At 67.8% G+C, this 25546-nt stretch carries 28 protein-coding genes and 1 tRNA gene; 9 read left to right on the forward strand and 20 right to left on the reverse strand.

Annotated elements, in window-relative coordinates; genetic code table 11:
- Positions 1-229: 229 nt before the first annotated feature.
- The 8 genes from E3N86_RS02785 to E3N86_RS02820 all read right to left on the reverse strand — a co-directional run bounded on the left by E3N86_RS02785 (position 230) and on the right by E3N86_RS02820 (position 5857).
- The gene (locus E3N86_RS02785; protein ID WP_104193868.1) at positions 230-1114 is read right to left on the reverse strand and encodes a DMT family transporter; all 885 of its coding nucleotides are present in this window, start codon (positions 1112-1114) and stop codon (positions 230-232) included.
- A 42-nt stretch (positions 1115-1156) separates the two neighbouring features.
- Positions 1157-1696, reverse strand: coding sequence for a pilus assembly protein TadG-related protein (locus E3N86_RS02790; protein WP_104171588.1), 540 nt, complete (start codon positions 1694-1696; stop codon positions 1157-1159).
- Entirely contained in the window at positions 1693-2136 is a 444-nt protein-coding gene (locus E3N86_RS02795; protein WP_104171587.1) for a hypothetical protein, read from the reverse strand. The genes E3N86_RS02790 and E3N86_RS02795 overlap by 4 nt, the downstream gene beginning before the upstream one ends.
- A 25-nt stretch (positions 2137-2161) precedes the next feature.
- Positions 2162-2572: a TadE family protein gene (locus E3N86_RS02800; protein WP_233191293.1), complete on the reverse strand. Its 411-nt coding sequence runs from the start codon at positions 2570-2572 to the stop codon at positions 2162-2164.
- A gap of 6 nt (positions 2573-2578) precedes the next feature.
- Entirely contained in the window at positions 2579-2767 is a 189-nt protein-coding gene (locus E3N86_RS02805) for a hypothetical protein (protein WP_134511289.1), read from the reverse strand.
- 68 nt (positions 2768-2835) lie between these two features.
- Positions 2836-3774, reverse strand: a complete 939-nt coding sequence (locus E3N86_RS02810; protein ID WP_134511290.1) for a type II secretion system F family protein — start codon at positions 3772-3774, stop codon at positions 2836-2838.
- Entirely contained in the window at positions 3771-4628 is an 858-nt protein-coding gene (locus tag E3N86_RS02815; RefSeq protein WP_134511291.1) for a type II secretion system F family protein, read from the reverse strand. Before E3N86_RS02815 ends, E3N86_RS02810 begins: the two co-directional genes overlap by 4 nt.
- Positions 4625-5857, reverse strand: coding sequence for a CpaF family protein (locus tag E3N86_RS02820; RefSeq protein ID WP_134511292.1), 1233 nt, complete (start codon positions 5855-5857; stop codon positions 4625-4627). The genes E3N86_RS02815 and E3N86_RS02820 overlap by 4 nt, the downstream gene beginning before the upstream one ends.
- 186 nt (positions 5858-6043) lie before the next feature.
- On the opposite strand from E3N86_RS02820, the gene E3N86_RS02825 reads away from it, so the two are divergent.
- The 3 genes from E3N86_RS02825 to E3N86_RS02835 all read left to right on the forward strand — a co-directional run bounded on the left by E3N86_RS02825 (position 6044) and on the right by E3N86_RS02835 (position 7684).
- Positions 6044-6125: transfer RNA gene (locus E3N86_RS02825), tRNA-Leu, on the forward strand.
- A gap of 1 nt (position 6126) precedes the next feature.
- Positions 6127-6810 carry a DedA family protein gene (locus E3N86_RS02830; RefSeq protein WP_134371733.1) on the forward strand — a complete coding sequence of 228 codons (684 nt, stop codon included), beginning with the start codon at positions 6127-6129 and terminating at the stop codon, positions 6808-6810.
- A gap of 109 nt (positions 6811-6919) precedes the next feature.
- Complete coding sequence (locus E3N86_RS02835; RefSeq protein WP_370295290.1) at positions 6920-7684, forward strand: DedA family protein; 765 nt, start codon at positions 6920-6922, stop codon at positions 7682-7684.
- Positions 7685-7766: 82 nt separating this feature from the next.
- Here the strand turns inward: E3N86_RS02835 and E3N86_RS02840 are convergent, their stop codons facing one another.
- From E3N86_RS02840 to murI, 4 genes are all read right to left on the reverse strand, one after another.
- Positions 7767-8678: a cation diffusion facilitator family transporter gene (locus E3N86_RS02840; RefSeq protein ID WP_134371735.1), complete on the reverse strand. Its 912-nt coding sequence runs from the start codon at positions 8676-8678 to the stop codon at positions 7767-7769.
- 92 nt (positions 8679-8770) lie between these two features.
- On the reverse strand, positions 8771-9361 hold the full coding sequence (rdgB, locus tag E3N86_RS02845) for an RdgB/HAM1 family non-canonical purine NTP pyrophosphatase (protein WP_104100213.1): 591 nt from the start codon (positions 9359-9361) through the stop codon (positions 8771-8773).
- 4 nt (positions 9362-9365) lie between these two features.
- Entirely contained in the window at positions 9366-10100 is a 735-nt protein-coding gene (rph, locus tag E3N86_RS02850; protein ID WP_104171581.1) for a ribonuclease PH, read from the reverse strand.
- The gene (gene murI, locus E3N86_RS02855; protein ID WP_104100215.1) at positions 10097-10960 is read right to left on the reverse strand and encodes a glutamate racemase; all 864 of its coding nucleotides are present in this window, start codon (positions 10958-10960) and stop codon (positions 10097-10099) included. Before murI ends, rph begins: the two co-directional genes overlap by 4 nt.
- Positions 10961-11203: 243 nt before the next feature.
- On the opposite strand from murI, the gene E3N86_RS02860 reads away from it, so the two are divergent.
- Complete coding sequence (locus E3N86_RS02860; protein WP_198411977.1) at positions 11204-12436, forward strand: beta-ketoacyl synthase; 1233 nt, start codon at positions 11204-11206, stop codon at positions 12434-12436.
- A 52-nt stretch (positions 12437-12488) separates the two neighbouring features.
- Complete coding sequence (locus E3N86_RS02865; protein ID WP_104100217.1) at positions 12489-13811, forward strand: nicotinate phosphoribosyltransferase; 1323 nt, start codon at positions 12489-12491, stop codon at positions 13809-13811.
- Between the two features lie 15 nt (positions 13812-13826).
- Here E3N86_RS02865 and E3N86_RS02870 read toward each other — a convergent pair whose 3' ends face one another.
- From E3N86_RS02870 to E3N86_RS02880, 3 genes are all read right to left on the reverse strand, one after another.
- On the reverse strand, positions 13827-14117 hold the full coding sequence (locus E3N86_RS02870; RefSeq protein ID WP_104100218.1) for a DUF3039 domain-containing protein: 291 nt from the start codon (positions 14115-14117) through the stop codon (positions 13827-13829).
- Between the two features lie 177 nt (positions 14118-14294).
- Positions 14295-15869 carry a PAM68 family protein gene (locus tag E3N86_RS02875; RefSeq protein ID WP_241980521.1) on the reverse strand — a complete coding sequence of 525 codons (1575 nt, stop codon included), beginning with the start codon at positions 15867-15869 and terminating at the stop codon, positions 14295-14297.
- Positions 15845-17026 (reverse strand): ABC transporter ATP-binding protein, encoded by a 1182-nt coding sequence (locus E3N86_RS02880; protein ID WP_370295292.1) that lies wholly within the window; start codon positions 17024-17026, stop codon positions 15845-15847. Before E3N86_RS02880 ends, E3N86_RS02875 begins: the two co-directional genes overlap by 25 nt.
- Positions 17027-17830: 804 nt before the next feature.
- On the opposite strand from E3N86_RS02880, the gene E3N86_RS02885 reads away from it, so the two are divergent.
- The 3 genes from E3N86_RS02885 to E3N86_RS02895 are packed head-to-tail and all read left to right on the forward strand — an operon-like array spanning position 17831 to position 20116.
- Positions 17831-18523: an NTP transferase domain-containing protein gene (locus E3N86_RS02885; protein ID WP_134342956.1), complete on the forward strand. Its 693-nt coding sequence runs from the start codon at positions 17831-17833 to the stop codon at positions 18521-18523.
- A gap of 46 nt (positions 18524-18569) precedes the next feature.
- A complete protein-coding gene (locus tag E3N86_RS02890) occupies positions 18570-19370 on the forward strand; it encodes an ABC transporter permease (protein ID WP_233191298.1) in 801 nt (266 codons plus the stop codon).
- Positions 19370-20116 (forward strand): ABC transporter ATP-binding protein, encoded by a 747-nt coding sequence (locus E3N86_RS02895; RefSeq protein ID WP_104100221.1) that lies wholly within the window; start codon positions 19370-19372, stop codon positions 20114-20116. The genes E3N86_RS02890 and E3N86_RS02895 overlap by 1 nt, the downstream gene beginning before the upstream one ends.
- Here E3N86_RS02895 and E3N86_RS02900 read toward each other — a convergent pair.
- Positions 20113-20406 carry a helix-turn-helix domain-containing protein gene (locus E3N86_RS02900; RefSeq protein ID WP_104100222.1) on the reverse strand — a complete coding sequence of 98 codons (294 nt, stop codon included), beginning with the start codon at positions 20404-20406 and terminating at the stop codon, positions 20113-20115. The genes E3N86_RS02895 and E3N86_RS02900 overlap by 4 nt on opposite strands.
- Before the next feature lie 90 nt (positions 20407-20496).
- On the opposite strand from E3N86_RS02900, the gene E3N86_RS02905 reads away from it, so the two are divergent.
- Positions 20497-21384, forward strand: a complete 888-nt coding sequence (locus E3N86_RS02905; RefSeq protein ID WP_241985923.1) for a hypothetical protein — start codon at positions 20497-20499, stop codon at positions 21382-21384.
- Here E3N86_RS02905 and E3N86_RS02910 read toward each other — a convergent pair.
- The 4 genes from E3N86_RS02910 to E3N86_RS02925 form a co-directional block, all read right to left on the reverse strand.
- Positions 21381-22682 (reverse strand): hypothetical protein, encoded by a 1302-nt coding sequence (locus tag E3N86_RS02910; RefSeq protein WP_104100223.1) that lies wholly within the window; start codon positions 22680-22682, stop codon positions 21381-21383. The two genes, E3N86_RS02905 and E3N86_RS02910, sit on opposite strands and share 4 nt — an antisense overlap.
- Positions 22683-22755: 73 nt before the next feature.
- Entirely contained in the window at positions 22756-23655 is a 900-nt protein-coding gene (locus E3N86_RS02915; RefSeq protein ID WP_104100224.1) for a glycosyltransferase family 2 protein, read from the reverse strand.
- Positions 23642-24454: a CDP-alcohol phosphatidyltransferase family protein gene (locus E3N86_RS02920; RefSeq protein WP_134511293.1), complete on the reverse strand. Its 813-nt coding sequence runs from the start codon at positions 24452-24454 to the stop codon at positions 23642-23644. Before E3N86_RS02920 ends, E3N86_RS02915 begins: the two co-directional genes overlap by 14 nt.
- Complete coding sequence (locus E3N86_RS02925; RefSeq protein ID WP_241985924.1) at positions 24451-25512, reverse strand: glycosyltransferase family 2 protein; 1062 nt, start codon at positions 25510-25512, stop codon at positions 24451-24453. Before E3N86_RS02925 ends, E3N86_RS02920 begins: the two co-directional genes overlap by 4 nt.
- Positions 25513-25546 lie beyond the last annotated feature (34 nt).

Genomic DNA, 25546 nt, shown 5'->3' on the forward strand with positions numbered 1-25546 from the left:
CCTTGAGTTTCTGTTCCTAGACAGTCAGAAACCTAGACAGGAAGCGGCGTGCGGCCGTTAAGGCGCTCCGCGACACCCACAGATGAAGCAGGAGAGCCGAGATTTTGCCGAAATCAGCCCCAGACCCGCTGAAAACAGGCCTTTGAGACAATATCTCTGTCGAATTGGTTCAACGCCGGGCAGCCGGCGACGGATGCCCGCACGCGCCCGATCGGAGAATCGCGCCCGATCAGGGAATCGCGCCCGCGATGATCTCGAGTTCGGATTTCGGCGTTTCGCGCTGGCTGGCGATGGCCGCGCCGGCCGCCACGCACACCACAAGGATGGCGATCTGCTGCTGCACCAGGAAGGTCTCCCCCAGTACCAGCGCGCCGAACAGCGCCGCGATCACGGGGCCGAAGCTGGTGATGATCGCGTAGAGGCGCGGGGTGATGCGGCGCAAGATGAAGGTGTCCAGCGTGTACGGGAACGCCGATGAGAGCACGCCGATGGCGAGCAGCAGTCCGATCACGCCCCAATTGAGGCTCGGCCAGTCGACCGTGAGCAGCGCGAACGGCACCAGCAAAGTCAGGCTGACGACGCTGGCCACGGAAATGCCCTCAAGCCCGGGGAAGGTCACGGCCACCTTGCGGGTCAGCAGAATGTAGGCCGCCCATGACGCCGCCGCGGTCAGGGCGAAGAGGATGCCGAGCAGATTGAGTGCCCCGTCAGACCAGGTGAGCAGGAACACCCCACCGGCCGCCGCGGTGGCGTAGACGAAGTCGAGCAGGCGGCGCGACGAGGCCAGCGCCAGAGCAAACGGACCGAGGAACTCGATCGTGGCCGCGATGCCGAGGCCGAGCAGGTCGACAGCCTCGTAGAAGGTGAGGTTCATCACCGCGAGCACGACACCGAGCGCCAGCGCCGGCCACAGCCGCCGCCAGCTGAGGCCGGCCAGTTTTGGCCGGTAAAAGGGCAGCACCGTGGCGGCCATCACCAGCTGCCGCACTGCGACGACGACGGGCGAGCCGACGAGCGGAATGGCCAGACCGGCGAGGGACGACCCGAAGTTGATGCTCACCTCGGTCACGACCTGGGCGCCGGCACCGGTCAGGCGGTCGCGCTCGGCCGTCACGGTTCTCCTTCCCTGCGCCGGGTCTGGCGCGTTTCGCTAACGCTAGCGGAACACCGAGCGCGCCACCGCCGTGACCTCCAGCGGCACCCCGGCCGGCAGCAGCACGGCCAGCACCGGCGGACGCCAATAGGCACTCAGTGAAACCGTGGCGCTTTGCCCGTCGACGGATGCCGCACCGCTCACCCTCAGTCCCTCCATCCGGCCATCCGGGGTGGCTGCGAGAAACTCTTCCACGGCCGTCCGCACTCCAGCAGACGACAGGGAGGGTCGCAACTCCGCGCCCGAGCCGTCGACCGTGACGGCCATCGCGCCCAGGTCGAACGCCTCGGCCCCGGCGAGCGCAGCGCCGTCCGCGAGGGTCAGCAGGCGTTTGCGCTCCAGGTACAGAGAGGTCGCGGCCACGACGACGAGGATCAGCAGCAGGGCGAGGAAGCCGTAGAAGATCGTGAGGATGAGCGTCGATCCCTTCTCGCCTCCGGGCCGGATCGGCAGCCGGCGCCGCCACCGCGCCGCCCGCGATCCCGATGGCGTGCCCGCGAGCGCTGCCGCGCAGGCGACCGCCGAGCCTCCGCCGCCGCTCATCCGGCCCGCCAGAAGCGGGACACCGTCTGCGTGGCCTGGGCCTCCAGGGGAACACTGGCCGAGTCGCGCAGTGAGAGGAGGTCCGGCAGCAGCGGCAAGGCCACCCGGATGCGCACGGTGACCGTGACTGTGCTCTGCCGGGTCAGGCATCCGTTCACACCGGCCTCGCAGGCCACGTTTACCTCGGCACCCGCAGGGTCGATGCCGTAGTCCGTGAGCCCGAACTGCACGGCCCGCTCGGCGCGGGCGTTCGCCGCGGCCTCATCGGGCGCCTGGACGTAGACGCGTGCGGCCTGGCGGGCTGCTCCCTCCACGGCGAGGGCGCCGCCCTGCAGCGCCGCCATCGCCAACACCAGGTAGACGAGCGGCGCCAGCAGGATCAGGCCGGCCGTGATGAACTCCAGCGAGGCCGAGCCCTGCTCTCCGTTCGCCGACCACACACGCCAACGGCTGACTCGGCCCCCACTACCGCAGGGTCTCGACCGCCGCATGTCCGACCACCTCCAGCCCGCGATCGACGCCGAACAGGGCCAGCAGCGGCAGCGGCGCCACGACGCGCACCTGCACGCTCGGGAACCCGCCATAGTCCCCATAGCTGGCCTCCACATCGGTTGCATACGCGGGCCCGATCGACGTCGTGATCAGCTCGCGGGTGCGTGCCGCACCCTCACCCAGCCCGCTGTCGGCGAGCGCGGCGTACCGGGCTCCCTCGGCGGCGGCGTCAAGCACGGTGTTGCGCACGAGCAGGGTCAGCCCCAGCTGCATGACGCCGAGCGTCAGCGCGGTCAGCAGTGCGCCGACCATCACGAATTCGGCGGCCGCCGACCCCTCCTCACCACCAAGCGATCGGGTTCGGTTCCCCCGCGTGCGCGTCACGGCCGGTCACATTCCGCTGACCCGGTCGATCGCCTGTTGGAACACGCCGCTCAACGCCGGACCGGCCAGACCCCAGATGATCATGACCAGCCCGGCCGTCATCAGGGTGATGAGCACCCATCCCGGAACGTCGCCTCGTTCATCGCCCCCGGCATCGCTCCACCAGTCGCGCACACGTCGCTGCAGTGTCTTCATGATTGACTCACTTTCTCTCGTGGGGACAGCGGTTCTCTCGTGCGGCAGTGGTTCAGTGGTTCAGTGGTTCAGAATCCGCTCTGCAGGATGAACAGGCCGGGGAAGATCGCGAACAGGATCGTCATGGGCAGAATCAGGAAAACGAGCGGCACGAGCATGGCCACCTCTTTCTTGCCGGCCACCTCGATCAGTTCGCGTTTGGCCTCGTCGCGGGCATCCTGCGCCTGGGCGCGCAGCACCTCCGCGAGCGGGGTTCCCCGGTCGAGCGCACCCGTGACCTGATCGACCAGCCGGGTCACCGCAGGCAGCGCGATCCGACGTGACAACGCGTGCAGGGCGGTGGCGAGCGGCACCCCGGTGCGCACATCCGCCACCACCCCCGCCAGCTCCCGCGACAATTCGCCCGTGCTCGTGCGCGAGACCCGGGCGAGCGCATCCAGGATGCCCTCCCCCGCCGACAGAGACAGCGTCATGAACTCGAGGACGGTCGGAAACTCGCTCTGCATGCGCGCGAGGCGGGCGGTGGCGGTGCGGCCGAGCATCCAATCGCGGGCCAGCGCGCCGCCCGCCGCGGCGACCACCGGCAGAACGACCTGCACCAGCACCGGCATCGACCGAAACGCCGGCAGGGCAACCACCGCACCTGCCCCGACGAAGAGTCCAGCGAGCGCCCACACCACCTGCTCCGATCGATACTCGTCGGTGCCGCGGACCGACCCCGACTGCCGGAGCCGTCGGGCGATCGTCTCCGTGCCGCCGAGAACGGCGCCGAACGCTCGTTTGAGGGCGCCGAACACGGGCGCGAACAGGGTGCCGAGCACCGGCAACGGATGCACCGTCGTGCGCCCCACGAATAGCCGCGCCTCCGCCGACACGTCGAGGATGTACGGCGCCAGCCTCTGCGCGAGGCGCGGCCGACTCAGCCGAGGCACCAAGCTGGCGAGCGACCAGAGCCCCACGCCCAACGCGGTGCCGCAGAACAGCGCCCAGGCCTGCGCAGCGCTCATTTGAACCACCGGCGTTCCTCGGGCAGCCGTCCCAGCGCCACCATCAGGCGGTAGGCAACCACGGAGACGCCGAGGCCGCCGACGATCACGACGACACCGGCGGAGGTGTTGTAGGCAACCGCCGCCTCCGGCCGGGAGGCCAGGAGCAGCAGCACGATCCAGGGCGCGGCCACGCCCAGCCGCGCCGCGTTGACGATCCAGGACTGGCGCGCCTCGACCTCCGAGCGGATGGCGGCATCCTGCCGGAGCCAGGCCGCGAGGCTGCGCAGCACGACCGTGAGGTCGCTGCCGCCTACCTCCCGGGCCATGCGCAGCGTCTCCAGGATGCGGTCGGCCACCGGGTCACCCAGGGAGACCTTGAGCCCGTCGACGGCGGAACCGAAGTTGCCGGTCGCCCGGTATTCCCGGGCGAACTCGGCGAAGGCGGGCCGCGTCGACAGCGGGCCGGCTCCTGCCAGGCTGCCGACGCTGTCCGGCAGTGCCAGGCCCGACCGCACCGCTGACACCAGGTGGTCAACGACGTCGGGCCAGACGGCGCGGTTCGCCCGCCGCCGGGCGCGCACCCGCCAGACGACCATCAGCGTCGGCAGCGACAGCCCGGCGAGCGCGGTGACGATCGACAGGGCAGCGATGCCCAGGAGGGCCTGGCTCAGCGCCGACACCGCCAGCCCCAGCACCACCGAGAGGGCGACGAAGGCCGGCAGCGGCAGGCTGCCGAGTCCGGCCTGGGCGAGGTTCTTCCGCAGCCGTCCCGGCGTGCAGGACCGGGCCTTGCCCCTGGTGCGCGGCCAGAGGAACGGCGCGGCGACCAGGAGCAGCCCGGTGCCGAGCAGAGCCCCGAGTGCGAGCGTCATACGGCCCCGGCCCGCAGCACGATGGCCGGGTCGAGTCCGGCCGCGTGGAACTTGGCCAGCTTCATCGGATACCCCCCGGTCGGCTCAAGGGCGCCCCGCTGGGCCAGGAAGATCGGGCTGGCCTCGATCATCGCCCCTGACAGTTGGCCGCTCGGCGCAAGGATCTCCGTCACCCGGCGCCGTCCGTGCCGGTCGATCTCGCAGTGCACGACGATGTCGATGCAGCCGGCCACGGTCGGCAGCACGAACGAGGAGTCGATGTTGCGGCCCGCCAGAAGCGGCAGCGTGGACAGTTTGCCGAGCGCATCCCGGGCACTGTTGGCATGGATCGAACACATGCCCGGCAGCCCGCTGTTCAGGGCGATGAGCAGGTCGAGACTCTCGGCTTCGCGCACCTCGCCGACGATCAGCCGGTCGGGGCGCATCCGCAGCGACTCCTTGATCAGGCGGCGCAGGGTGATCTCCCCGGTTCCCTCGAGGCTCGGCTGGCGGCACTGCATCGCCACGACGTCGCGCGCGGCCAGGTCGAGTTCGAACGTCTCCTCCACCGTCACGATGCGCTCGTTCTTGCGCGTGGCCGAGAGCAGGGCGTTGAGCATGGTGGTCTTGCCGGTCTGGGTGGCACCGGAGACGAGGATGTTCTGCCCGGCCAGCACGCACATGCGCAGAAACTCGGACGATTGCTGCGTGAGCGACCCGAGCCCGACCAGCTGGTTCAGGTCGCGGATGCGCCGGGTGAACTTGCGAATATTGACCGCCCAGTGCTGGCGCGTGATATCCGGGATGACCACGTGTAACCGCGACCCGTCGGGCAGAGAGGCATCGACGAACGGGGAAGAGAGGTCGACGCGGCGGCCGGAGGCCTGCAGCATCCGCTCGACCAGGTCGCGCACCTCCCGCGCGGTGAGCACCATGGTGGTCAGCTCGGGCACCCCGTCGCGGGCCACGAACACCCGGCTGGGCGCGTTGATCCAGATTTCCTCGATGCCGGGATCGTCGAGGAACGGTTGCAGCGCCCCGAACCCGGTCAGTGAGGCCACGACCTCGCGCGCCGCCTGGCGCTCGTCGGCGATCAGCGGCAGGGAGTTGCCGAGCGCCCGCTCGGCGTAGCGCTGCACCTCGTCGCGCACGTACTGCTCGGCGAGCCCGGAGTTCGACGCCAGGTCGACGCCGTCGCGACGCACCCGAGTGCGAACCTGCTCGGTGATGATGCGCACGGCTTCGCTCATTCCTGCATGATCGCCCATCCCTCGCCGACCACGCCCGACTTATCCACAGCCACGCGCCCGGAGACGTGCAGATCTGGCCGACCCGTGCGGCGATGCGACAGTGCGGTGGCCCCGGTGCCCGGTCCAGAGAGGTGGCCAACGCTCACGGGCGGGGCTCTCCCTCGAAGTACACTGGAAGCGCACTTCGCGGGAGTGGTGAAATTGGCAGACACGCAGGATTTAGGTTCCTGTGCTTTCGAGCGTGGGGGTTCAAGTCCCCTCTCCCGCACATGAGTCACATCTCGGCCCTGGACGGCCAATTGAACGAACTGCTGGAGAGTACCAGCGTCGTTCTGTTCTACCTGCTCGTTTGGGCCCTGGTCTTCGCCGGAACGGCGGTGTTCCTTGGGGTCTTCATCCCGTTCATCACCGGCGACTCCCTGCTTTTCGGCTCCGGCCTGGTGGCTGCATCCACGCCGAGCCTGAGCATCGCCGTTCTGGCCGTCGGAACCGGCATCGCCGCGTTCCTGGGTGACCAGGTCGGTTTCCTGCTCGGGCGCCACTTCGGCCGCTCCTACCTGGACCGCCACGGCGGCCGCCACACCCGCACGGCCATCGCCAAGACGGAGACCTTCTACCGCAAGTACGGCTGGTGGTCAGTGGTCGTCGCCCGGTTCATGCCATGGGGCCGCGTCTTCGTGCCCGTGATCGCCGGCGTCGGCCGCATGAACTACTACACGTTCCTGACCAGCAATCTGGTCGGAGCCCTGGCCTGGGGCGTGGGTCTTACTCTGACCGGCTACTACGCGGCCGCCATCCCTGGCGTGAAGAGCACCGCCTATGTCATCGCCGGGGTCTTCATCACCGCCTCAATCGTCTTCGGCATGCGCACCCTGCTGATGGATCGCGCCCAGAACCGGCTGGATGCCCGCAGCGCGCTCCCCGACGACCCGACAGTGGTCCAGGCTCCCTGACCCACTGCGAGCCCACGGCGCACTGTCGGAAAACCGCGTTAGCCTATAACAGAGCACACAGTGATCCCGCCGCCCGGCCGATCTGACCGACGCCCACAGGAGTTTCTTAGTGATTCATACAGCCCTGCTTCCCACGGCAGTCATCCCCTGGCTCGACCCGGAAGTCCTGATCAACGGGTTCGGACCCTGGGCCCTCCTGGGCGTCTGCGCGATCGTCTTCGCCGAGACCGGCCTGCTGGTGGGGTTTTTGCTTCCCGGCGACACCCTGCTGGTCATCACCGGCCTGCTGACCTTTGCCGGGGTCATCCAGATCGACATCTGGTGGGTGGCCCTGGCCATCGGATTCTCGGCCTTTTTCGGCGGAGAAGTCGGCTATCTGATCGGGCACAAGTTCGGGCCCAGGGTCTTCGAGCGCAAAGAATCCGGTTTGTTCAGCATCAAGAACGTCGAGCGCACGAACGCGTTCTTCGTTCGCTTCGGCGGCGTGGCCGTCATCGTGGCCCGCTTCGTGCCGATCGTGCGCACCTTCGCCCCGGTCGCGGCCGGCGTCGGCCACATGGACTACCGCAAATACTCGCTGTACAACCTGATCGGCGCCCTCCTCTGGGGCACCGGCCTCACCTACTTCGGCTTCTTCCTGGGCTACATCCCGCCAGTCGCAGATTTCGTTCAGAACTACATCGACATCATCTTGCTGGCCGCGGTCTTCATCACGCTCATCCCCACCGTCTTCCACTACCTACAGTCCGCGTCCAGAGCCCGCCGGGACGCGCGCACCGGACGGACCATCCAAACCGGAAGCCTCGTCCTCGACGCCGACGCCTTCGAGGACATCCACAAGCACACGCGCGACGAGCACAAGCACGACCTCTGAGCTCAACGCAGTCGGACTCAACACAGTCCGGGCTCAACACAGTCGGGCTCAACACAGTCCGGGCTGCTCCCGGCGGGTCACGCTACCGGTGCGGGTTCTCCTCGTGCGCCGCGTGCTCGGCCGGCTCGAGCTGGAACGTCGAGTGGTCCACATCGAAATGGTCGGCCAGACACGCGGAAAGCTCATCGAGAAGTGCGCCGGAGCCACCCGAGCCGAGCACCACAGGTTCGACCACGACGTGGGCACTGAAGACGTGGGCTCCGGAGGTGATCATCCACACGTGCACATCGTGCACCGCCACCACGCCGTTCGTTTCCAGCAGGTGCCGCCGGATCTCTGCGACATCCGTTGCGGCCGGCACCGATTCGCTCAGCACCCGCACTACGTCGCGCAGCAGCACGAGGGCTCGGGGCGCGATCATGCCGGCGATGACCAGCGACGCGATCGCATCGGCCTGTACAAAGCCCGTCACCAGGATGACCCCGGCCGCGGCGATGACCGCCACCGAGCCCAGGGTGTCCCCGAGCACCTCGAGGTAAGCGCCGCGCATATTGATCGACGACCCGGCCGCCGGGCGCAGCAGGAGCAGGGACGCAACGTTGGCCAGGAGGCCGATCACGGCCACGACCAGCATGGGAGTCGCCCGCACCTCGCTGCCGCCGGCGTCGACCAGCCGGCCGACGGCGCCGATCACGACAGCGATGGCAACCCCCACCAGGATGAGCCCGTTCAGCAGGGCGCCGAACACCTCGGCCCGTTGGTAACCGAACGTCTGCCGGTCGGTAGCCGGCCGCGCGGCCACCACGGTGGCCGTCAGAGCGATGATCAGACCCGCGAGGTCGGAGAACATGTGGCCGGCATCCGCCAGCAGGGCCAGGGAACCGGTCAGCCAGGCGCCGACGACCTCCACCACGAGCACCGCGGCGACAATCCCGATCGCCACCGACAGACGCGCACGGTTCGTCTGCGAGGTGTGCGCGTGATCATGGCCCATGCCTCCACGCTAGGGCCGCGGGAACCCGGCCGCCAGTTCAGCCGTCAGTTGGGAATGAGTGCCGTACTCAGCAGTCGAGACGGATGCGCCGGTCAGGCTTCCAGCAGCGTCTCCAGCACCGGAATCAGCTTGCCAAAGGCCCTCGCCCGGTGGCTGTGCTCGTTCTTCACGTTCGGGGTCAGCTCGGCGGCGGAGATCGCATAGCCGTCGGGCAGGAAGATCGGGTCATAGCCGAAGCCGCCGGCGCCGCTCGGCTCGGTCAGGATCTGCCCGAGCCATTCCCCGGTCACGTGCCACTCCGTGCCGTCGGGCATGGCCAGCGCGGCGACGCAGGTGAAGTGTCCGCCGCGGTGCTCGGCGGCCACATCGCCCAACTGCCAGAGCAGCAGCTGCAGGTTCTGGTCGGAGTCCCGGGCGGGCCCGGCCCAGCGTGCCGAGAAGATGCCGGGCGAACCGCCGAGGACGTTCACGCAGATGCCGGAGTCGTCGGCGATGGCCGGCAGACCGGTGTGCGCGGCGGCGGCGCGCGCCTTGATCAGAGCGTTCTCGGCGAAGGTGACGCCGTCTTCGACCGGCTCGGGGCCGTCGTAGGCCAGCACGTCGAGGTCGGGGAGCCGGGGGGCGAGGATGCGCCGCAGCTCCTCGACCTTGTGCTGGTTGTGGGTGGCGAGAACGACCTGCATGGCCCTAGCGCCCCAGCGCCGTCGTCTGGAACTCGGTCAGGGAGATCGTCCCGGCCAGCGCCAGGTCGAGCAGAGAATTAAGTTCGGTGCGGTCGAACGGCGCGGCCTCGGCCGTGCCCTGCACCTCCACGAAAAGGCCGCGGCCGGTTACGACCACGTTCATGTCGGTCTCGGCCCGGGAGTCTTCGGTGTAGGCAAGGTCGAGCATGGACTCACCGCCCACGATGCCCACGGAGATGGCTGCGACGCTGTCGATCAGAGGCTGGGCCTTCTGGCTGAGGAACTTCTTCTCCCTGCCCCACTCGAGGGCGTCGGCCAGGGCCACGTAGGCTCCCGTGATAGCCGCGGTGCGGGTGCCGCCATCGGCCTGGAGCACGTCGCAGTCCAGCACAATGGTGTTCTCGCCGAGTGCTTTCATGTCGACCACGGCGCGCAGGCTGCGTCCGACCAGGCGGCTGATCTCGTGGGTGCGCCCGCCGATGCGGCCCTTGACCGATTCGCGGTCCATCCGAGAGTCGGTGGAGCGCGGCAGCATGGAGTACTCGGCCGTGACCCAGCCCTTGCCCTTGCCGGCCATCCAGCGGGGTACGCCGTTGGTGAACGAGGCCGTGCAGAGCACCTTGGTGCGCCCGAACGAGATCAGGGCCGACCCTTCGGCCTGGTCGCTCCAACCGCGCTCGATCGTGACGGGGCGCAGCTGGTCGTTCGTTCGTCCGTCTACGCGCACGGTGTCGGTCACGGGGTCTCCTTGGGGTTGGGATGCGATGCGGCGAACTCGGCAAGCTCGCTCAAACTGAAGGACCCGGTCTCGACCAGATCGACACGACCGATTTCCGGCCCGATCAGCCGGTGAGCCAGGTGCAGAAAATCGTCGGCGCTGTCGCCGGTGGCCTCGTACCGGTAGCTGGGTGGCGCCTGCTCGGTGCGTTCCAGGCCCTGGCTCACCAGCAGCCGGTACACGTCGTTGGCCGTCTCGGTGTCGCTGGAGACGAGGGTCACGGTGTCCCCCATCACGTAGGAGATGGCACCGCGCAGGAAGGGGTAGTGCGTGCATCCGAGAACGAGCGTGTCGACTTCCGCGGCACGCAGCGGGGCGAGATAGCCTTCGGCGACCGACAGGAGTTCGTCGCCCGTGGTGATTCCCGCCTCGACGAATTCGACGAACCGTGGGCAGGCCTGCGTCAGGAGCTGGATGTCGGTGGCCGCGGCGAACGCGTCGTCGTAGGCGCGCGATTTGACTGTGCCCAGTGTTCCGATCACGCCGACCCGGTTGTTGCGGGTGGTGCGCACGGCACGGCGCACGGCCGGTTGGATGACCTCGACCACGGGAACGCTGTAGCGCTCACGGGCATCCCGGAGCATCGCGGCCGAAGCGGTGTTGCAGGCGATGACCAGCATCTTCACATCTTGGGCAATCAGGTCGTCGAGAACGTCAAGGGCGAAACCGCGCACATCCGCGATCCTCTTCGGGCCATACGGAGAATGCGCAGTGTCTCCGATATAAAGGATCGATTCATTCGGCAGTTGATCCTTGATTGCCCGGGCGACAGTCAGGCCGCCCACTCCGGAATCAAAGATTCCAATCGGTGCATCCGTCACGACAGTCGAGCCTAGTCGGAATCCCTGACCCCCACCCGTGTACGCGCGGCACCCGGTCCGGCGCGGCCGGAGATCACCTCTCGGACAGGAAGATTGACGGCATGTTCCCAGTCTCGCCCCGGTAGCGTCAGCACGTTCCATTCGGGGAATATGGCCGTAACTACACTCGGAATATGGCTCCCGCCAACCGACGGACGCCGCAACAGAATGACGTCACATTCGTTGTTTGAGGAGATGATCGCCGTGAATGATCGAGTCGTAATCACCGGGCTGGGCGCCTTGACGCCCCTGGGCAACAATTGGCGCGACACGTGGTCGGGTCTCACCGGCGGCCGCAGCGGCGTAGCCCGGATCACCCAATTCGATCCCGCCGGTCTGCCGACGCAGATCGCCGGCGAGGTGAAGAACTTCATTCCGGCCGAGCGGATGACCGTGAAGCAGGTCAAGCGCGCATCCCGAGCCTCGCAGCTCGCGATCGCCGCAGCCCGCGAGGCGGTGGCTGACGCCGGTTTCGGCGCCTCCATGGAAGGCATCGACACGGCGGTCGTCGTCAACAGCGCCGTGAGCGGCTTCGCGGAGATCCAGGAAGCCACCGAGCTCGTCAACTCCGGCGACTCCCGGCGCATCCCGCCGCGCTTCGTGCCCTCCGCCCTGTTGAACATGGCCGCCTGCGAGATCGCGATCGACCTCGGCGTCCACGGACCGGTCAACGCGAGTGCCCTTGCCTGCGCCAGCGGGGCCTACGCACTCCTCGAGGCACGCACCATGCTCGTCATGGGTGACGCCGACGTCGTCATCGCCGGCGGGGTCGAGGCTGCGATCACGCCCGTCATGTTCGCGGGCCTGAACGCCATGCACGCGGCCTCCAAGAACAACGATTCCCCGGCCGAGGCCTCTCGGCCGTTCGACGCCGACCGCAACGGACTCGTCTTCGGTGAGGGAGCGGTCATCTTCGTGATGGAGCTGCTCTCCCACGCCCGAGCCCGCGGCGCCCAGATCTACGCGGAGGTGCTGGGCGGCGCCCTCACCAGCGACGGCCACAGCATCGTCGCGCCCGAACCCACCGGCAAGTTCGCGAGCCTGGCCATGACCCGCGCACTCATCAAGTCGAAGTTGAACCCGAGCGACATCGACATGATCTGCGCCCACGGCACGTCCACCCAAGCCAACGACCGGGCCGAGACCTCGGCGATACGCCAGGCACTCGGGCACGCTGCCGATTCCATCGCCGTCACCGCCCCCAAGTCGATGACCGGCCACATGATCGGCGCCGCGGGTGCCCTCTCCGGCCTGCTCTGCGCCCTGTCGGTCCGAACCGGCATCATCCCGCCCACCATCAACTACACGACCCCGGACCCGGATTGCACGCTCGACTACGTGCCGCGGGTCGCCCGGGAGAAGCCGGTGAAGTTCGCCCTGGCGAATGCGTTCGGCTTCGGCGGGCAGAACTGCATCGTCGCCTTCGGGGCGCTGTAGGCCTTCTGCTCCGACAAGAACACGTATCGGGCCGGGCGGATAAGCTTTCCGGGTGACCGAAACCTCAGCATTCCGCACCGACCGGTACGAACTCACCATGGTGGACGCCGCGATCCAAAGTGGAACCGCCGCACGAGAGTGCCAGTTCGAGGCCTTCGCCCGGCACCTCCCCTCCGGCCGCCGCTACGGCATCGTGGCCGGCACCGGGCGGCTGCTCGATCTCATCCGGGCCTTCCGGTTCACGGATGCCGAACTCACCTGGCTGAGAGACAACCGTGTGGTGCGCGAGCCCACCATCGCCTGGCTCGCCGACTACGCCTTCCGCGGCACCATCTGGGGCTACCGGGAAGGCGAGGCCTACTTCCCGGGCTCGCCCCTGATCACGGTGGACGGCACCTTCGCCGAATGCGTCATCCTCGAAACCCTGATTCTCAGCGTGCTCAACTACGACAGCTCCGTCGCCAGCGCGGCCGCACGGATGGTCTCGGTCAGCCTGGGCCGCCCCCTCGCCGAAATGGGTTCGCGCCGCACTGGCGAGTACTCCGGGGTCGCCGCCGCCCGGGCCGCCTACATCGCCGGTTTCGCCTCGACCAGCAACCTGGAGGCCGGCCGCAGCTGGGGCGTGCCCACCATGGGCACCGCCGCCCACTCCTTCACTCTCCTGCACGACAGCGAGGAAGACGCCTTCCGTGCCCAGATCGCGGCCTTCGGACCGGCCACCACTCTGCTCGTGGACACCTTCGACGTCGCCGCGGGCATCGAACTGGCCGTCAGGGTGGCCGGACCGGCGCTCGGGTCGATCCGGATCGACTCCGGCGACCTGCCGACCAGGGTGGCGGAGGCCCGCAGCCAACTGGACTCGCTCGGTGCCGTCAACACGCACATCACCGTCACCAGCGACCTCGACGAGTTCTCCATCGCCGCCCTGTCCGCGTCGCCCGTGGACGCCTTCGGCGTGGGCACATCGGTGGTGACCGGTTCGGGCTCCCCCGCCGCCGGGATGGTCTACAAACTCGTCGCGCACCGCGACGACGCCGGAGACTGGGTGCCCGTCGCCAAGACCTCACCCGCGAAGAGCTCGGTCGGCGGCCGAAAGCGGGCCGTGCGCCGGCTCGACTCCGCCGGGATCGCGCGCGCCGAGGTCGTCCTGATCGGCGAGGATCCGGCCGACTCCACTCCGCCCGCAGAGCCTTCGGGCCGGGACCGCGTGCTGCTGGTGCCTCTGATCACCGACGGCGTGATCGACGAAAGTTACCTCGGGGCGGCCGGCACGACCCGCGCCCGCGCGCACCACGCAGCCGTCATGCAGGAATTGCCGATCGAGGCCTTCCGCCTCGGGCGCGGCGACCCCGTCATCCCGACCCTGTACCGGTAGCGCTCAACCGGCAGGTCAGGCCTTCATCTTCTCGTAGATGGCCTTGCAGGCCGGGCAGACCGGGAACTTCTCCGGGTCGCGTCCGGGCAGCCACTTCTTGCCGCAGAGGGCGCGCACCGGCTTGCCGGAAATAGCCGATTCGAGAATCTTGTCTTTGGGCACGTAATGCGAAAAACGCTCGTGGTCGCCCGGCTCGATGTGCTCCTGGTTGAGGAGTTGCTCGAGCTCACGGTCGAGCGTCGAGGTGCCGCCGCCGCTGCCGGGGTTTCCGGGTTCTGCGATGCTCGCGCGAAAGTGATCAGTCATGCACTCAGTCTAAACAACCCGCGGGCACACCGGCAGGCCTGCCGATCCTGCCCGCGAGCCGGAGCCCGGAGGATACCGCGAGCGAGTCGCGCGGGAGCTGCGCCCCTCCGCGCGTGGCGTGCCGGCGGCGCAGCGGCGCAGCGGCGCAGCACGCGCGCCACGCGAACGTCAGGACGCCTAGGCCCGCACGGCGGAGGCGATCATCTCCGGCCCGCGCCGTTCGAACGCGAGCGAACCCAGAAAGACCCCGCCCACGAGCGTGATCAGTCCGCTGGCGACGCCCAGCACGAGCGCCGGAATGTTCCAGACCGGGTCGACGAAGACGCCGAGCAGCGCGCAGGCGAGAGCCGGGAGCGAAAGCAGGATCGACCCCGCAAAGGTGAACGACTGGATCAGCGCGGCCGCCGTGTCCGACGCCTGAGGCTGAGCGAAAGGGCTGTCTCCCGGCTTGGTCGCCGGATAGGGGAAGCGCGCCGATGAATAACTCGAGAGCCCGAGCCCGGTCAGCAGGATGCTGGTGCTCACCCCCAGGATGGACGGCATCACCGCCCAGTCGCCGTAGACCGACACGCTGATCGCCGACCCCGCCGCGATCATCGGGATCCCCACGAAGAGTGCGGGAACCAACCGGCCCATCCGGTCCTCGAATCCGCGGGTGCCGGAGGCCACGTGCAGCCAGACCGCGGTGTGGTCCAGGGCGACGTCGTTGTGCAGGGTCCAGCCCAGGAACACACTCATCAACGGCACCGCCAGAAGAGCGAGGTAGGAGATCGGCAAACCCGCGAACGACAGCGGCAAGATGACGATCAGTGGAATGACCGGGATGACGATCACCGACATCCAGTACCGGGAGTCGCGGCGCCAGTAGGTGAGGCTACGGGCCGCAATCGCACCCATCGGAGTGTGCGGCATGCTGTCGAACCACCCGAGCCCGCCGTACTGGCGGGCCTGAGCCTCGCGGCCGGGCGTGACGAGCATCCGTGCCACCAGTCCCTGCCAGGCCAGCCACAGCAGGTACGTCGTTGATGCGGCCATCGAGAGCTTGAGCACGGCCGCACCCCAGAGCCCGGTGGAGGCATCCCCGGGAACGGCCCAGGCCGCACCGAGGGGCGTCCAGCCGAGGATGCCCGCCAGCCCGCCGATCAGGTCGAGGCCGTAGCGACCCCAATCGAAGTTGAGCGCCAGAAGCACGACGGGGGCGATCATCACCAGAAGAAGCACCCCGATGATTCCGGTGAATTCCCGGGATCGACGCGTTGCCAGCAGGAACGCCCCCAGCGACGTGCTCACCCGGGACACGAGCATGCAGGTGGCCAGCAGCAGGGTGGCGGAGGCGAGGGCGAGCACCGTCACTAAGAGGCCGCGGGACCAGGTCACGACCGTGCCGAGCAGCACGACCGAGAGCACGAACGCGGGCACCCCGACCAGAGAGGACAGCGCCAGACCGAACGAAAGCCTCCGGCTAGGGATGCCCATGGTCGCGAATTTGCGCGGGTCCATGGTGTCGTCGATCCCGAAGACCAGCGGGAACAGCAGGAAGCCGAGCACGACGAGTGATCCAGCGACGACCAGGCCGTCGCGAATGGCGACGGGATCTCCCGTGAAGCGCAGCCCGACGAGCACTACGAAGAGGCCGACGGCCAGGGCGAGGCCGTAGAGCAGGCCGATCACGATGCCGGCGACCTGCCAGGGGCTGCGCCGGAACAGATTGGCGAGCAGGCGGACTTTCAGTCCGAGAAACTGTGCAACCACTCCATGCCCTCCGCCACCTTGCGTCCACCGGCCAGCTCGATGAACCGTTCCTCGAGCGTTTTCTCGCCGCGAACCTCGTCGATGGTGCCGGAGGCCAGCACCGCACCCTCCACGATGATGGCGACACGATCGCAGACGCGCTGGATCAGATCCATTCCGTGGCTCGACAGCACGACCGTTCCACCGCTGGCGACGTATTTCTGCAGGATCTCCGTGACGTTGACGGCGGAGACCGGGTCGACGGACTCGAACGGCTCATCGAGCACGAGCAGTCGCGGCGAATGGATCATCGCGCAGGCGAGTGCGATCTTTTTCGTCATGCCGGCCGAGTAGTCGGCGACGAGGCGATTAAGCGCGTCTTCGAGGCCGAAGGCGGTTGCCAGGTCGGCCGCGCGCTGCCGCACGGTGACGTCGTCGAGACCCCGGAGCACCCCGGAATAATAGAGCAGCTGGGCTCCGGTCAGGCGGTCGAACAGGCGCAGTCGATCAGGCAGAACGCCGATGATGCGCTTGGCGGCCATCGGGCTCCCCCAGACGTCGATGCCGTTCACCGTGACGGTGCCCGCATCCGGCCGGAGCAGCCCGGTGACCATGGAGAGCGTCGTGGTCTTGCCGGCGCCGTTGGGCCCGACGATCCCGAAGAACGACCCCGCGCGAACCTCGAGGTCTATGCCCGATACCGCCACGGTCCGGCCGAAGCTCTTGTGCAGACCGCTGACCGCGAGCACAACCGGCGGGGCGAGATCGAGCGCAGCCGGCGGAATCACCGGGCCGCGCTTGCGGGAGGCCCGTTTCACGACGGGCGGTTCCGCGGCAGCGGGGGCGGCAGCGGGGGCGGCGGCAGGCAGCAGCTCCGTTTCGGCGGACCCAGGCAGCTGCACCAGTACGGGCACCAGTTCGATGCCTGCCGACACGGATGCGTCGGCACCGGATGCGTCGGCAGCGGATGCGTCGGCAGCGGATGGCCGGGGCACGGACAGCGCGGCGACCAGGACCGGCTCGGCCTCCTCGCCCGGCGACGGGATGAACTCCGGCAGAACCTGCGTGGCGGGCTCTGCGTCAGGTTCGACACTCTCAGAGTCAGTAGTGAGAGGCTCAGAGACAGGTTCGACTGACCTCGCGTCAGGTTCGGCGACGGCGGCCGCGGCCGCAGCCAAGGTCGCCGCCCGGATGGCCGCAGCCCGCGCTGCGCTGGCCTTGGCCGCACTGGACCGGGCCGCGCCGGTTTTCGCGACGGACTCAGATTTCGCCGCTGCCGTGCGCGCGGCCGTGGCCCGTACTGACGTCGTGCGAGCCGACGTCGTGCGAGCCGCGGTGATGGGAGGAGAGGCGAGTGTCGGGGCGTCGGCCGTCGGCGACGTGCCTTCAGAGTCAGACTCCGGCGCTGCGACGGGCCTTTTCGGAGCCGGTCTCGGTGCGGGCTTTGGGCTGGCCCTGGCCGCGGGTTTCTTCGGAAGGGGCGCCCTGGGGGTGCCCTCCCTCGCCTCTGCAGCCGCTTTTGCGCGGGCCGTACTCGGTCGCCCGGCGACCACACGGGGGGTAGCCTTCGTGCGCGGCGGCGCCTTGGGGACAGGGGCCTTGCGCACCGGGACGGTGCGCACAACAGCCGGCGTCGTGGCCTGTGTTTCAGCAGAATCTAGCGCAGAAGAGGGCACCTTCTGCTCGTCGGGCTCGGATGTCGGGGGCGCTGGAGTCACCTCGCTAACCTACCAAGGACCGTCTGACATCGCAGGCTTTGGGGGTCACCCGGAAACACAGTCAGGCGCTGCCCAGCCACGGGCGCCCGGGTCACGAAAGCAACACGGAAAGGAGTCCGCTCTTCCCCCCAACCGAGGGCGTAGGGTACTCTCGAGTTGGCATAACGGTGTGTCTATACGTGAACGTACAAGTGAACCCTAGACAAACTTGATCTGAATCTGAGGGAGTCTCGGTCACTCGAATTCTTTTTTGAGGAGACAATCGTGACCACCCAGGTAGTCATTTTGGCAGCAGGTATGGGCAGCAGACTCGGACGTTCGCTTCCGAAGCCGCTCACCGAACTCAACGACGGTCGAACAATCATGCAGCAGCAGTTCGACAACATCGCGCACGCCTTCGGCAAGAAGGCGAAAGTTACCATCGTGGTCGGTTACAAGCTCGAGCACATCATCGAGGCCTTCCCTCAGGCATCCTTCGTTTACAACGAAGAGTATGACCAGACCAACACCTCAAAGAGCCTTCTGCGCGCTCTCCAGGCGTCCACCACCGGCGGTGTGCTCTGGATGAACGGTGACGTCGTCTTCGACCCGGCCATTCTCGACCGCGCTGCCGCGATGGTCGCTCGCGACCAGTCCTTCGTCACCGTCAACACCTCCAAGGTGTCCGACGAGGAGGTCAAGTACACGACCAGCGCCGAGGGCTACATCAAAGAACTCTCCAAGACTGTCAAGGGCGGGTTGGGCGAGGCAGTGGGCATCAACTTCATTTCCAGCGCGTACAAGGCTGTACTGGTCCACCACCTGACGAAGGTCGCCGACCAGGACTACTTCGAGCGCGGCATCGAACTCGCGATCGAGAAGAACAACCTGTTGGTCGAGCCTCTCGACATCTCCGATTTCTACGCGGTCGAGGTCGACTTCGCCGAGGATCTCGAACGGGCGAACCTCTTCGTCTAGCGGCGCCTTTCGCGGGGGCGCGCGCCGCGCCCCTACGATAGAGCGCGTGAGTAGATATGCGGAAGTGCGCCCTGAGCAGCGCACGTCTTTCGCCAGGTACCGTCATTCCCTCTGGTTGCTCACGCAGCGGGATCTGCGGGTGCGCTACTCGACGTCGCTGCTCGGTTACTTCTGGTCGATTCTCGACCCTCTGGTCATGGCCGGTATCTACTGGTTCGTCTTCACCCAGGTTTTCCAGCGCACGGTGGGCAACGAACCGTATATCGTCTTCCTGCTGTCGGCGCTGCTGCCGTGGATGTGGTTCAACGGCACCGTGTCCGATTGCACGCGCGCGTTCCTGCGCGAAGCGAAGCTGATTCGGTCCACCCGAATACCCCGCACGATCTGGGTGAACCGGCTCGTGCTGTCCAAGGGCATCGAGTTTGTGGCGTCCATCCCGGTGCTTCTGCTGTTCGCACTCATCTCCGGGGCTGAACTCAGCGCGGGTGCGGCCCTCTTCGCCCTCGCGATCCTGCTTCAGACGATCCTGACCGCAGGGATCGGGCTGATCGTCGCTCCCCTCGTGGTCTTCTTCCGCGACCTTGAGCGGGCCGTGAAGCTCATCCTCCGCTTCCTGTTCTACGCATCGCCGATCATCTATGGCACCGCGGACCTGCCCACGGAACTGCAGTTCTGGGCCGGCTTCAATCCGCTCAGCGGCCTGTTCAGCCTGTACCGGGCCGCGTTCTTCCCCGAGCAGCTCGATTGGAATCTCGTGCTGATCAGCGCGCTGATGTCGGTCCTCTTTCTTGTCGCCGGCCTGGTTGTCTTCACGCGCACCGAGCGCGCCGTCCTGAAGGAGATCTAGTGTCGGCACCGGTGATCACCCTCACGGGTGTCGGCATCCGTTTCCGCCGCAATCGACGCGGTCGGCGCTCGTTCAAGGACCTGTTCGCCGCCCGGAGGCGGCGCATCCGCCCGAACGAATTCTGGGCGCTGCGGAACGTTGCGTTCACGGTGCAGCGCGGCGAGGCGATCGGCGTGGTCGGTCGCAACGGGCAGGGCAAGTCGACCCTGTTGAAGCTGGTCACCGGCGTCGTGCTGCCCGACGAGGGCTCGGTGCGCGTGACCGAGGGTGTGGCCCCGCTGATCGAGATCACGGGTGGCTTCGTGGACGACCTCACTGTGCGCGAGAACGTCTACCTGACCGCGGGCCTGCACGGGATGACGAAGAAGCAGATCGCGGCGCGCTTCGACGAGATCATCGCCTTCGCGGAGATCGCCGACTTCGTCGACACGCCCTACAAGCACCTGTCCAGTGGTATGAAGGTGCGCATCGCGTTCGCCGTGATTTCCCGGCTCGAGGAGCCCATCCTGCTCGTGGACGAGGTGCTCGCCGTCGGCGACAAGGCGTTCCGGGAAAAGTGCTACCGGCGGATCGAGGAACTGCTCGCCGGTGGGCGAACTCTGTTCTTCGTGTCCCACAACGAGCGGGACCTCAAGCGCTTCTGCACCCGAGGCCTCTACCTTGACAAGGGTGCGCTGGTTCTGGATGCCCCCATCACCGAGGTGCTGGCGCTCTACAACTCGCAATACGGGATCAAGCCGGCCTAACGGGCCGAGGCCATCACGGCATCCGGATCTTCCAGGCCGTCCCGGGAGGGCGGCAGTTGAGCGGAATTGAACCCGGTCATCAGATCGCCCGGCTCAATGCCGAGCACTGTGGCAAGCCGGATCAGGGTATGGAAAGTGGGGTTGCCAAGTCCCCGGTCGATCCGCGCGTAGTTGGACACGTTGAGGCCGGCCAGGTGGGCGACGGCCTCCTGATTGAGGGACAGCTGGCGCCGCCGACGACGCAGGCGAACACCGAGGATTCGGGATGCTTCTGACTTCGGCTCAGGCATTCTCCTTGTATAGGCGCGCACCGAGTTTTCCGCCAGTGGCACCCAGCCGGGGCACGTAAACTCATTGGGACACTGACGGAGGGCACTCTGATGGCCAAAAAAACCAAGCCGATTATTTCCGAGACGGGTGGCCTGCCGAAAGGCGGCCAGCTCCCCACCGGGATCGTCACGGGCTTCGACCGCGTGATGGCGATTCACCGTCCTGCCGTGCTCGCGCACATCCGTTCCGTGCGCCGCCGTTCCCCACAGGCGTCGCCCGTGGAGATCATCCGGATCCTGGAGCGGCGTTACCTCGCCGCCGTCACCACCGGGGGTGCCGCGGTCGGCGCGACGGCGGTCATCCCGGGGGTCGGCACCGCCGTCACCCTGGCCATCTCTGGCGTGGAGACGGCCGGGTTCCTCGAGGCCACCGCCCTGTTCACGCAGTCGGTGAGCGAGGTGCACGGCATCACGGTCGAGGACCCCGAGCGGGCACGCGCTCTGGTGATGACGATGATGCTCGGCCGCGAAGGCTCAGACCTGGTGCGCCAGCTGGCCGGCCAGGTCTCCGGCTCCGGCGTCCCGCGCGCCGCTTACTGGGGCGAACTCATCACGACCAGCATTCCCCGGGCCATCATGGGACCGCTGACCGATCGGCTGAAGAGCAGCTTCATCCGGCAGTTCGCCGCCAGGGGCGGCGCCAGCTTCATCGGCAAGGCCCTGCCGTTCGGTGTGGGCGCCATCATCGGGGGTGCGGGCAACCACATCCTGGGCTCGCGGGTCGTTCACTCGTCGCGGCTCGCGTTCGGCCAGCCGCCGGTCGGTTTCCGCGAGGAACTGGACCCCCGGGTGCGGATCGTCGTTCGGGAATCGCCGGCCCGCCGCATCCCGGGGATCACCCGGCTGTCCCTGACCGGCCTGTCCGGCCGGCTGTCCCCCCGGCGACGGATGCCCGGAGCACCGCACCCGACAATGCCGACACCGCCCCGTGCAGACTAGAGCTTCTCGACGTCGCTGACCTCGTCCGTCGGAGCGTCGATGGCTGGTTCGACCACTTCCAGGCTCACGGCCTGCGGGTGGGATGTGTCGAAGCGCTCCCACTCGTCCATCAGGTGCGCCACAGCGGCGTGGAAACGCTCCGTGGCGACTCCGGGACCGGTGTCGCCGAAGTAACGCTCGACCCAGATCTTGAGCCGGTCATGGGCCTCGCTGTCATGGGTGAGATCGTCGAGCACGCCGAGGATACTTCCCGCATCGTCGACGTTCAGCCACTCGCAGTCGGAGAGATAGCCGCCTGAGTCGATCTGAGCGGCCGGGTCGACCGGGCGGGTCACCATCAGGGCCTTGCCCGAGGCCAGACGGTCGTAGACCATCGCCGAGATGTCGACGATGGCGACATCCGCTGCCGACAACTGCCAGCCCAGGTCGGGGCTCGCGTCGTAGATGTGCCGGGCCGAGGCATCGCGCGCATTCGCCGTCGCGATGGCCGCGATGATGGTCTTGTTCGCCGCGCCGTACTCGCTGCTCACCACGCCGCTGCGGGGGTGCGGGCGGTAGATCACGCGGTGCCGGCCCGAGGCCAGCAGTGACGTCACCAGGGCAACGCCGTGGGACGCGATCGAGCCGTAGGCGGCGGCTGGCCGGTCGCCTTCCCAGGTCGGAGCGTAGAGGATGACCTGGCGCTCGTCCGGGGCGAACGGCGTCGCGCCGGAGTAGAAGTCGGCCTGGGGGCGGCCGATCTTCAGTGCGCGCTTGTCGAAGTCGTAGTCCCAAAGCACCTTGTCGAGACGGGCGATCGCGGCGTCGCCGGCGACGAAGGCGTAGTCGTAGGCCTTGATCTGGTTCGTGACCATGTACATTTTGTCGCTCTCACCGTGGTTGATGAAAACGTGCCAGCGGCCCCCGTAGCGCATCATTTGGAAGTTGCGGGTGTTCTGGTTCACGTAGAACACGATCCGGATGTCCTGCTGGGCCAGCACCTGCTCGAGGTCGACGACCCGGCGAACGTAGGCAACCGGGAGCGGGGACTCATCGATCAGCGGCAGGGCACCTGCCCCGCTGCGGCTCAGCACCAGGACGGGCCAGGTCTCGGCGAGCTTCGCGAGCGGCTTGTACCACTGCCGCATCTGGTACAGATTGACGTCGCCGTCGGCGAAGTAGACCGCGATCTTGAAGTGATTCCGGGGCAGCGGCTCACGCGTGGACAGCCGCCCGTTCAGCAGCCGCTGTGCCTTGCGGGACGCCGTGACGTCCCTGACCAGCTTGAGCCCAAGCCTGACGTCTCGTTGAATACCCACCCGTCAAGAGTACCGACGATGCCACTCAACCGAGCGCCGCTGGCTCCCCTAAGGGGACGTGACGACGGAATCGTTAGACGATGGGCGGCCGTCCGGCCAGCGTCATCCGCCACACCGTGCGCGCCCTGAGGGGACGCCGCTCCCCCGGGTCGGTGGTCCACCCCTCGCGGAAACCGGTGAGCCAGGCGCGCAGCGCGCCCGGATTTCGAGCCCAGCGCAGTACCTGGATCAGAAGCCAGGACCCGGCGTAGACGGGCACGAGCAGGACCGGAAGGTTGCGGCGGGCCAGCCAGACCCGGTTGCGGGCGTTCAATCGGTAGTAGTCGGCGTGCCGGGTGGGCGCGATCACGGGATGATTCGCTTCCAGCTCGCCGGCGTACCAGGCGCGCAGGCCCAGGTCCCAGACACGCCAGGCCAGCTCGATGCCCTCATGGGCGTAGAAGAACGGCTCGGCCCAGCCCCCGGTGGCGTCGAAGGCGGCCCGGGGTAGCAGCACGGCACCCTCCCAGACCGAGAAGACGTTGCTGGAGTGTGTGGCTTCGCCCTTGCGGATGCGCGGAATCCAGCGTCTCGGCGACACGATCCCGGCCGGGTCGACCACTCGGGGCTGCAGGAGGCCGATGGTCGAATCCGCCCGCAGCACGCCGATGGCATCTCGCAGAAAGTGCGGGTCCGGGATGCTGGCGTCGTCGTCGAGGAAGAAGAGAAACTCGCCCGCGACGCGGGAGACCCCGCGGTTGCGGCCGGCCGGAATGCCCAGGTTCTCGGGCAGGCCGAGCGTCTTCACCTGGTCCGGCAGCCCGGTCGGCTGCCAGCCATTGCCCACGCACACGATGTCCAGGAGAACTCCCTGCTGGGCCAGCAGACTGCGGATGCCGCGGGCAAGGTCGTCGGGACGGGTGCCCTGGGTGAGCAGCACGACCCCCACTGTCGGCAGGGCGGGCCCGACCGGTGAAGCGCTAGGACCGGACACGCTTGGACGCCATGATGGCCACGAAGTGGCCCACCAGTGAGAGGAAGGCCAGCGGGACGAGCACGACCAGCACGAACCGGTCGACCGCCGGCTCGCCGAGGAAGCTGCCGACGACCGCGGCGACGAAGATCAGCATGGTCAGTTCGACCGAGTGGTACAGCCGGTGGAACGGGAGGAACCGGGCCAGGCGGCGGGCGCGGGCGATGAAGCTCGACGTCGGGGTCTGCTCGTGCTTGCGATCGGCGAGTTTGGTCAGGCCGGCGTTCGCGCGGGCCACGTGCACCATGTCGTTGAGGGCCTTGTTCAGCACGATGACGAGGGCGAGTAGCAGTGCGAGCGTGGTCCACAGGAAGTCGGCGGGGGCCTCGAACGGGTAGAAGGCGCACCGGATCCCGAACGCGATCGGGATGAGGGCCTCTGTCGTGTAGTGCCCGACCTTGTCGAGGAACACGCCGGCCGGGGAGGACTGCCGGCGCCAGCGGGCGACCTCGCCGTCGGAGCAGTCGACCAACATCTGCAGCTGCCCAAGCAGGAGGGCGAGCATCGCACCCCAGATGCCGGGAATGAGCAGCGCGGCCGCCGTGGACCAGCCGACCAGGATCATCAGGCCGGTGACGCCGTTCGCCGAAATTGAGGTCTTCAGAAGTATCCAGGTCAGATACGGGGAGATGTCGCGCAGGTAGAGCGACGCCGTCCAGTGCTCGGCGTTCGCCCGCAGCCGAACTTCCGGCGGCTGGGCCACGTGGCGCAGCTCGGCGATTGAGGAGGGTCGAGTCGCCGCGGGATTCGCTGACGTCATTGGTGCCTTCCGGTATGGGCCGTGATGTTGGTGGTGAATTTCAGAAACCCGAGCAGGAAGCCGATCCCCCAGTAGAAGTGAATGCAGGGCAAGACTACGAGAAACCACAGCCCGGCACGAAACCCGTCCGGCCGGGTCACCAGGGCCGTGGCCACGGCGACGAGCCCCAGGTAGGCGGCGGGAATCAGAAAACCGAGCAGCAACCACGGGTTCGCCCCGGTGAGGAGCTGAACCAGGCCGGCCAGCCCGGCCAGAGTGCCGACAGTGACACCCAGGACCATTACGGGCGGGGCGAAGTAACGGATGCCGTTGTCCTCGGGATATCGGCGGGCGAGTTCCCCTCGCCAGAGGCCGGTGGACACCATCTGCCGGGCCAGCCGGGCCAGACTCGGCCGGGGCCGATAGACGACCCGGAGCCGAGGTGTGAACCAGACGATGCCGCCCTGGTCGCGCAGGCGGCGGTTGAGTTCCCAGTCCTGGCCGCGCTTGATGCCCTCGTCGAAGAGGCCGACGCGCACGATGCTGCCCATCCGAAAACAGCCCAGGTAGACGGTTTCCGCGGGGCCCTCCGGGCCGCCGATGTGCAGGGGAGTGCCGCCGAGGCCGATCTTCGTGCCATAAGCGCGCGCGACGGCTTTCTGGAACGGGCTCTCGCCCTGGGCGTCCATGACGCCGCCGACATTGTCGGCGCCGGTGCGCTCAAGGGTCTCCACGGCGATGCGGGCGTAGTCCGGCGGCAGCACCGAATGGGCGTCGACGCGAATGACGAACGCGTACTGCGAGGCACGGATAGCCGTGTTGAGGCCTGCCGGAGTGGAGCCGATCTCGTTCGCCACGATGCGGATGCGCGGATCGACCGCGGCCATCTCCTCAACCAGTTCGGTTGTGCCGTCGATGCTCGGGCCGAGGGCCAGGGTGACCTCGAAAGGCCCCGAGTAATCCTGGCGGAGCAGACTGGTCACGGCGGCGCGCACATGGGTGACGTCATTCAGCACCGGCATCACATAGGAAACCCCGAGCAGGGATGCGGCTCCGGAAGAGGGATCCTGGCTGGTCATAGTTCCATTCTTCTGGCGGGAGGTAAGAGCCTAC

This window comes from Cryobacterium sp. Hz7 (assembly GCF_004402815.1).
GTDB lineage: Bacteria > Actinomycetota > Actinomycetes > Actinomycetales > Microbacteriaceae > Cryobacterium > Cryobacterium sandaracinum.

Bases quoted from the DNA above. Each gene is read 5' to 3' on its own strand.
- E3N86_RS02810 (WP_134511290.1), bottom strand. From the start codon at position 3,774: ATGAGCGCTGCGCAGGCCTGGGCGCTGTTCTGCGGCACCGCGTTGGGC.
- E3N86_RS02925 (WP_241985924.1), bottom strand. From the start codon at position 25,512: ATGACCAGCCAGGATCCCTCTTCCGGAGCCGCATCCCTGCTCGGGGTT.
- E3N86_RS02870 (WP_104100218.1), bottom strand. From the start codon at position 14,117: ATGACTGATCACTTTCGCGCGAGCATCGCAGAACCCGGAAACCCCGGC.
- E3N86_RS02820 (WP_134511292.1), bottom strand. From the start codon at position 5,857: ATGAGCGAAGCCGTGCGCATCATCACCGAGCAGGTTCGCACTCGGGTG.
- E3N86_RS02920 (WP_134511293.1), bottom strand. From the start codon at position 24,454: ATGACGTCAGCGAATCCCGCGGCGACTCGACCCTCCTCAATCGCCGAG.
- E3N86_RS02905 (WP_241985923.1), top strand. From the start codon at position 20,497: ATGGCCAAAAAAACCAAGCCGATTATTTCCGAGACGGGTGGCCTGCCG.
- E3N86_RS02840 (WP_134371735.1), bottom strand. From the start codon at position 8,678: ATGGGCCATGATCACGCGCACACCTCGCAGACGAACCGTGCGCGTCTG.
- E3N86_RS02805 (WP_134511289.1), bottom strand. From the start codon at position 2,767: ATGAAGACACTGCAGCGACGTGTGCGCGACTGGTGGAGCGATGCCGGG.
- E3N86_RS02830 (WP_134371733.1), top strand. From the start codon at position 6,127: ATGAGTCACATCTCGGCCCTGGACGGCCAATTGAACGAACTGCTGGAG.
- E3N86_RS02790 (WP_104171588.1), bottom strand. From the start codon at position 1,696: ATGAGCGGCGGCGGAGGCTCGGCGGTCGCCTGCGCGGCAGCGCTCGCG.
- E3N86_RS02815 (WP_134511291.1), bottom strand. From the start codon at position 4,628: ATGACGCTCGCACTCGGGGCTCTGCTCGGCACCGGGCTGCTCCTGGTC.
- E3N86_RS02900 (WP_104100222.1), bottom strand. From the start codon at position 20,406: ATGCCTGAGCCGAAGTCAGAAGCATCCCGAATCCTCGGTGTTCGCCTG.
- rdgB (WP_104100213.1), bottom strand. From the start codon at position 9,361: ATGCAGGTCGTTCTCGCCACCCACAACCAGCACAAGGTCGAGGAGCTG.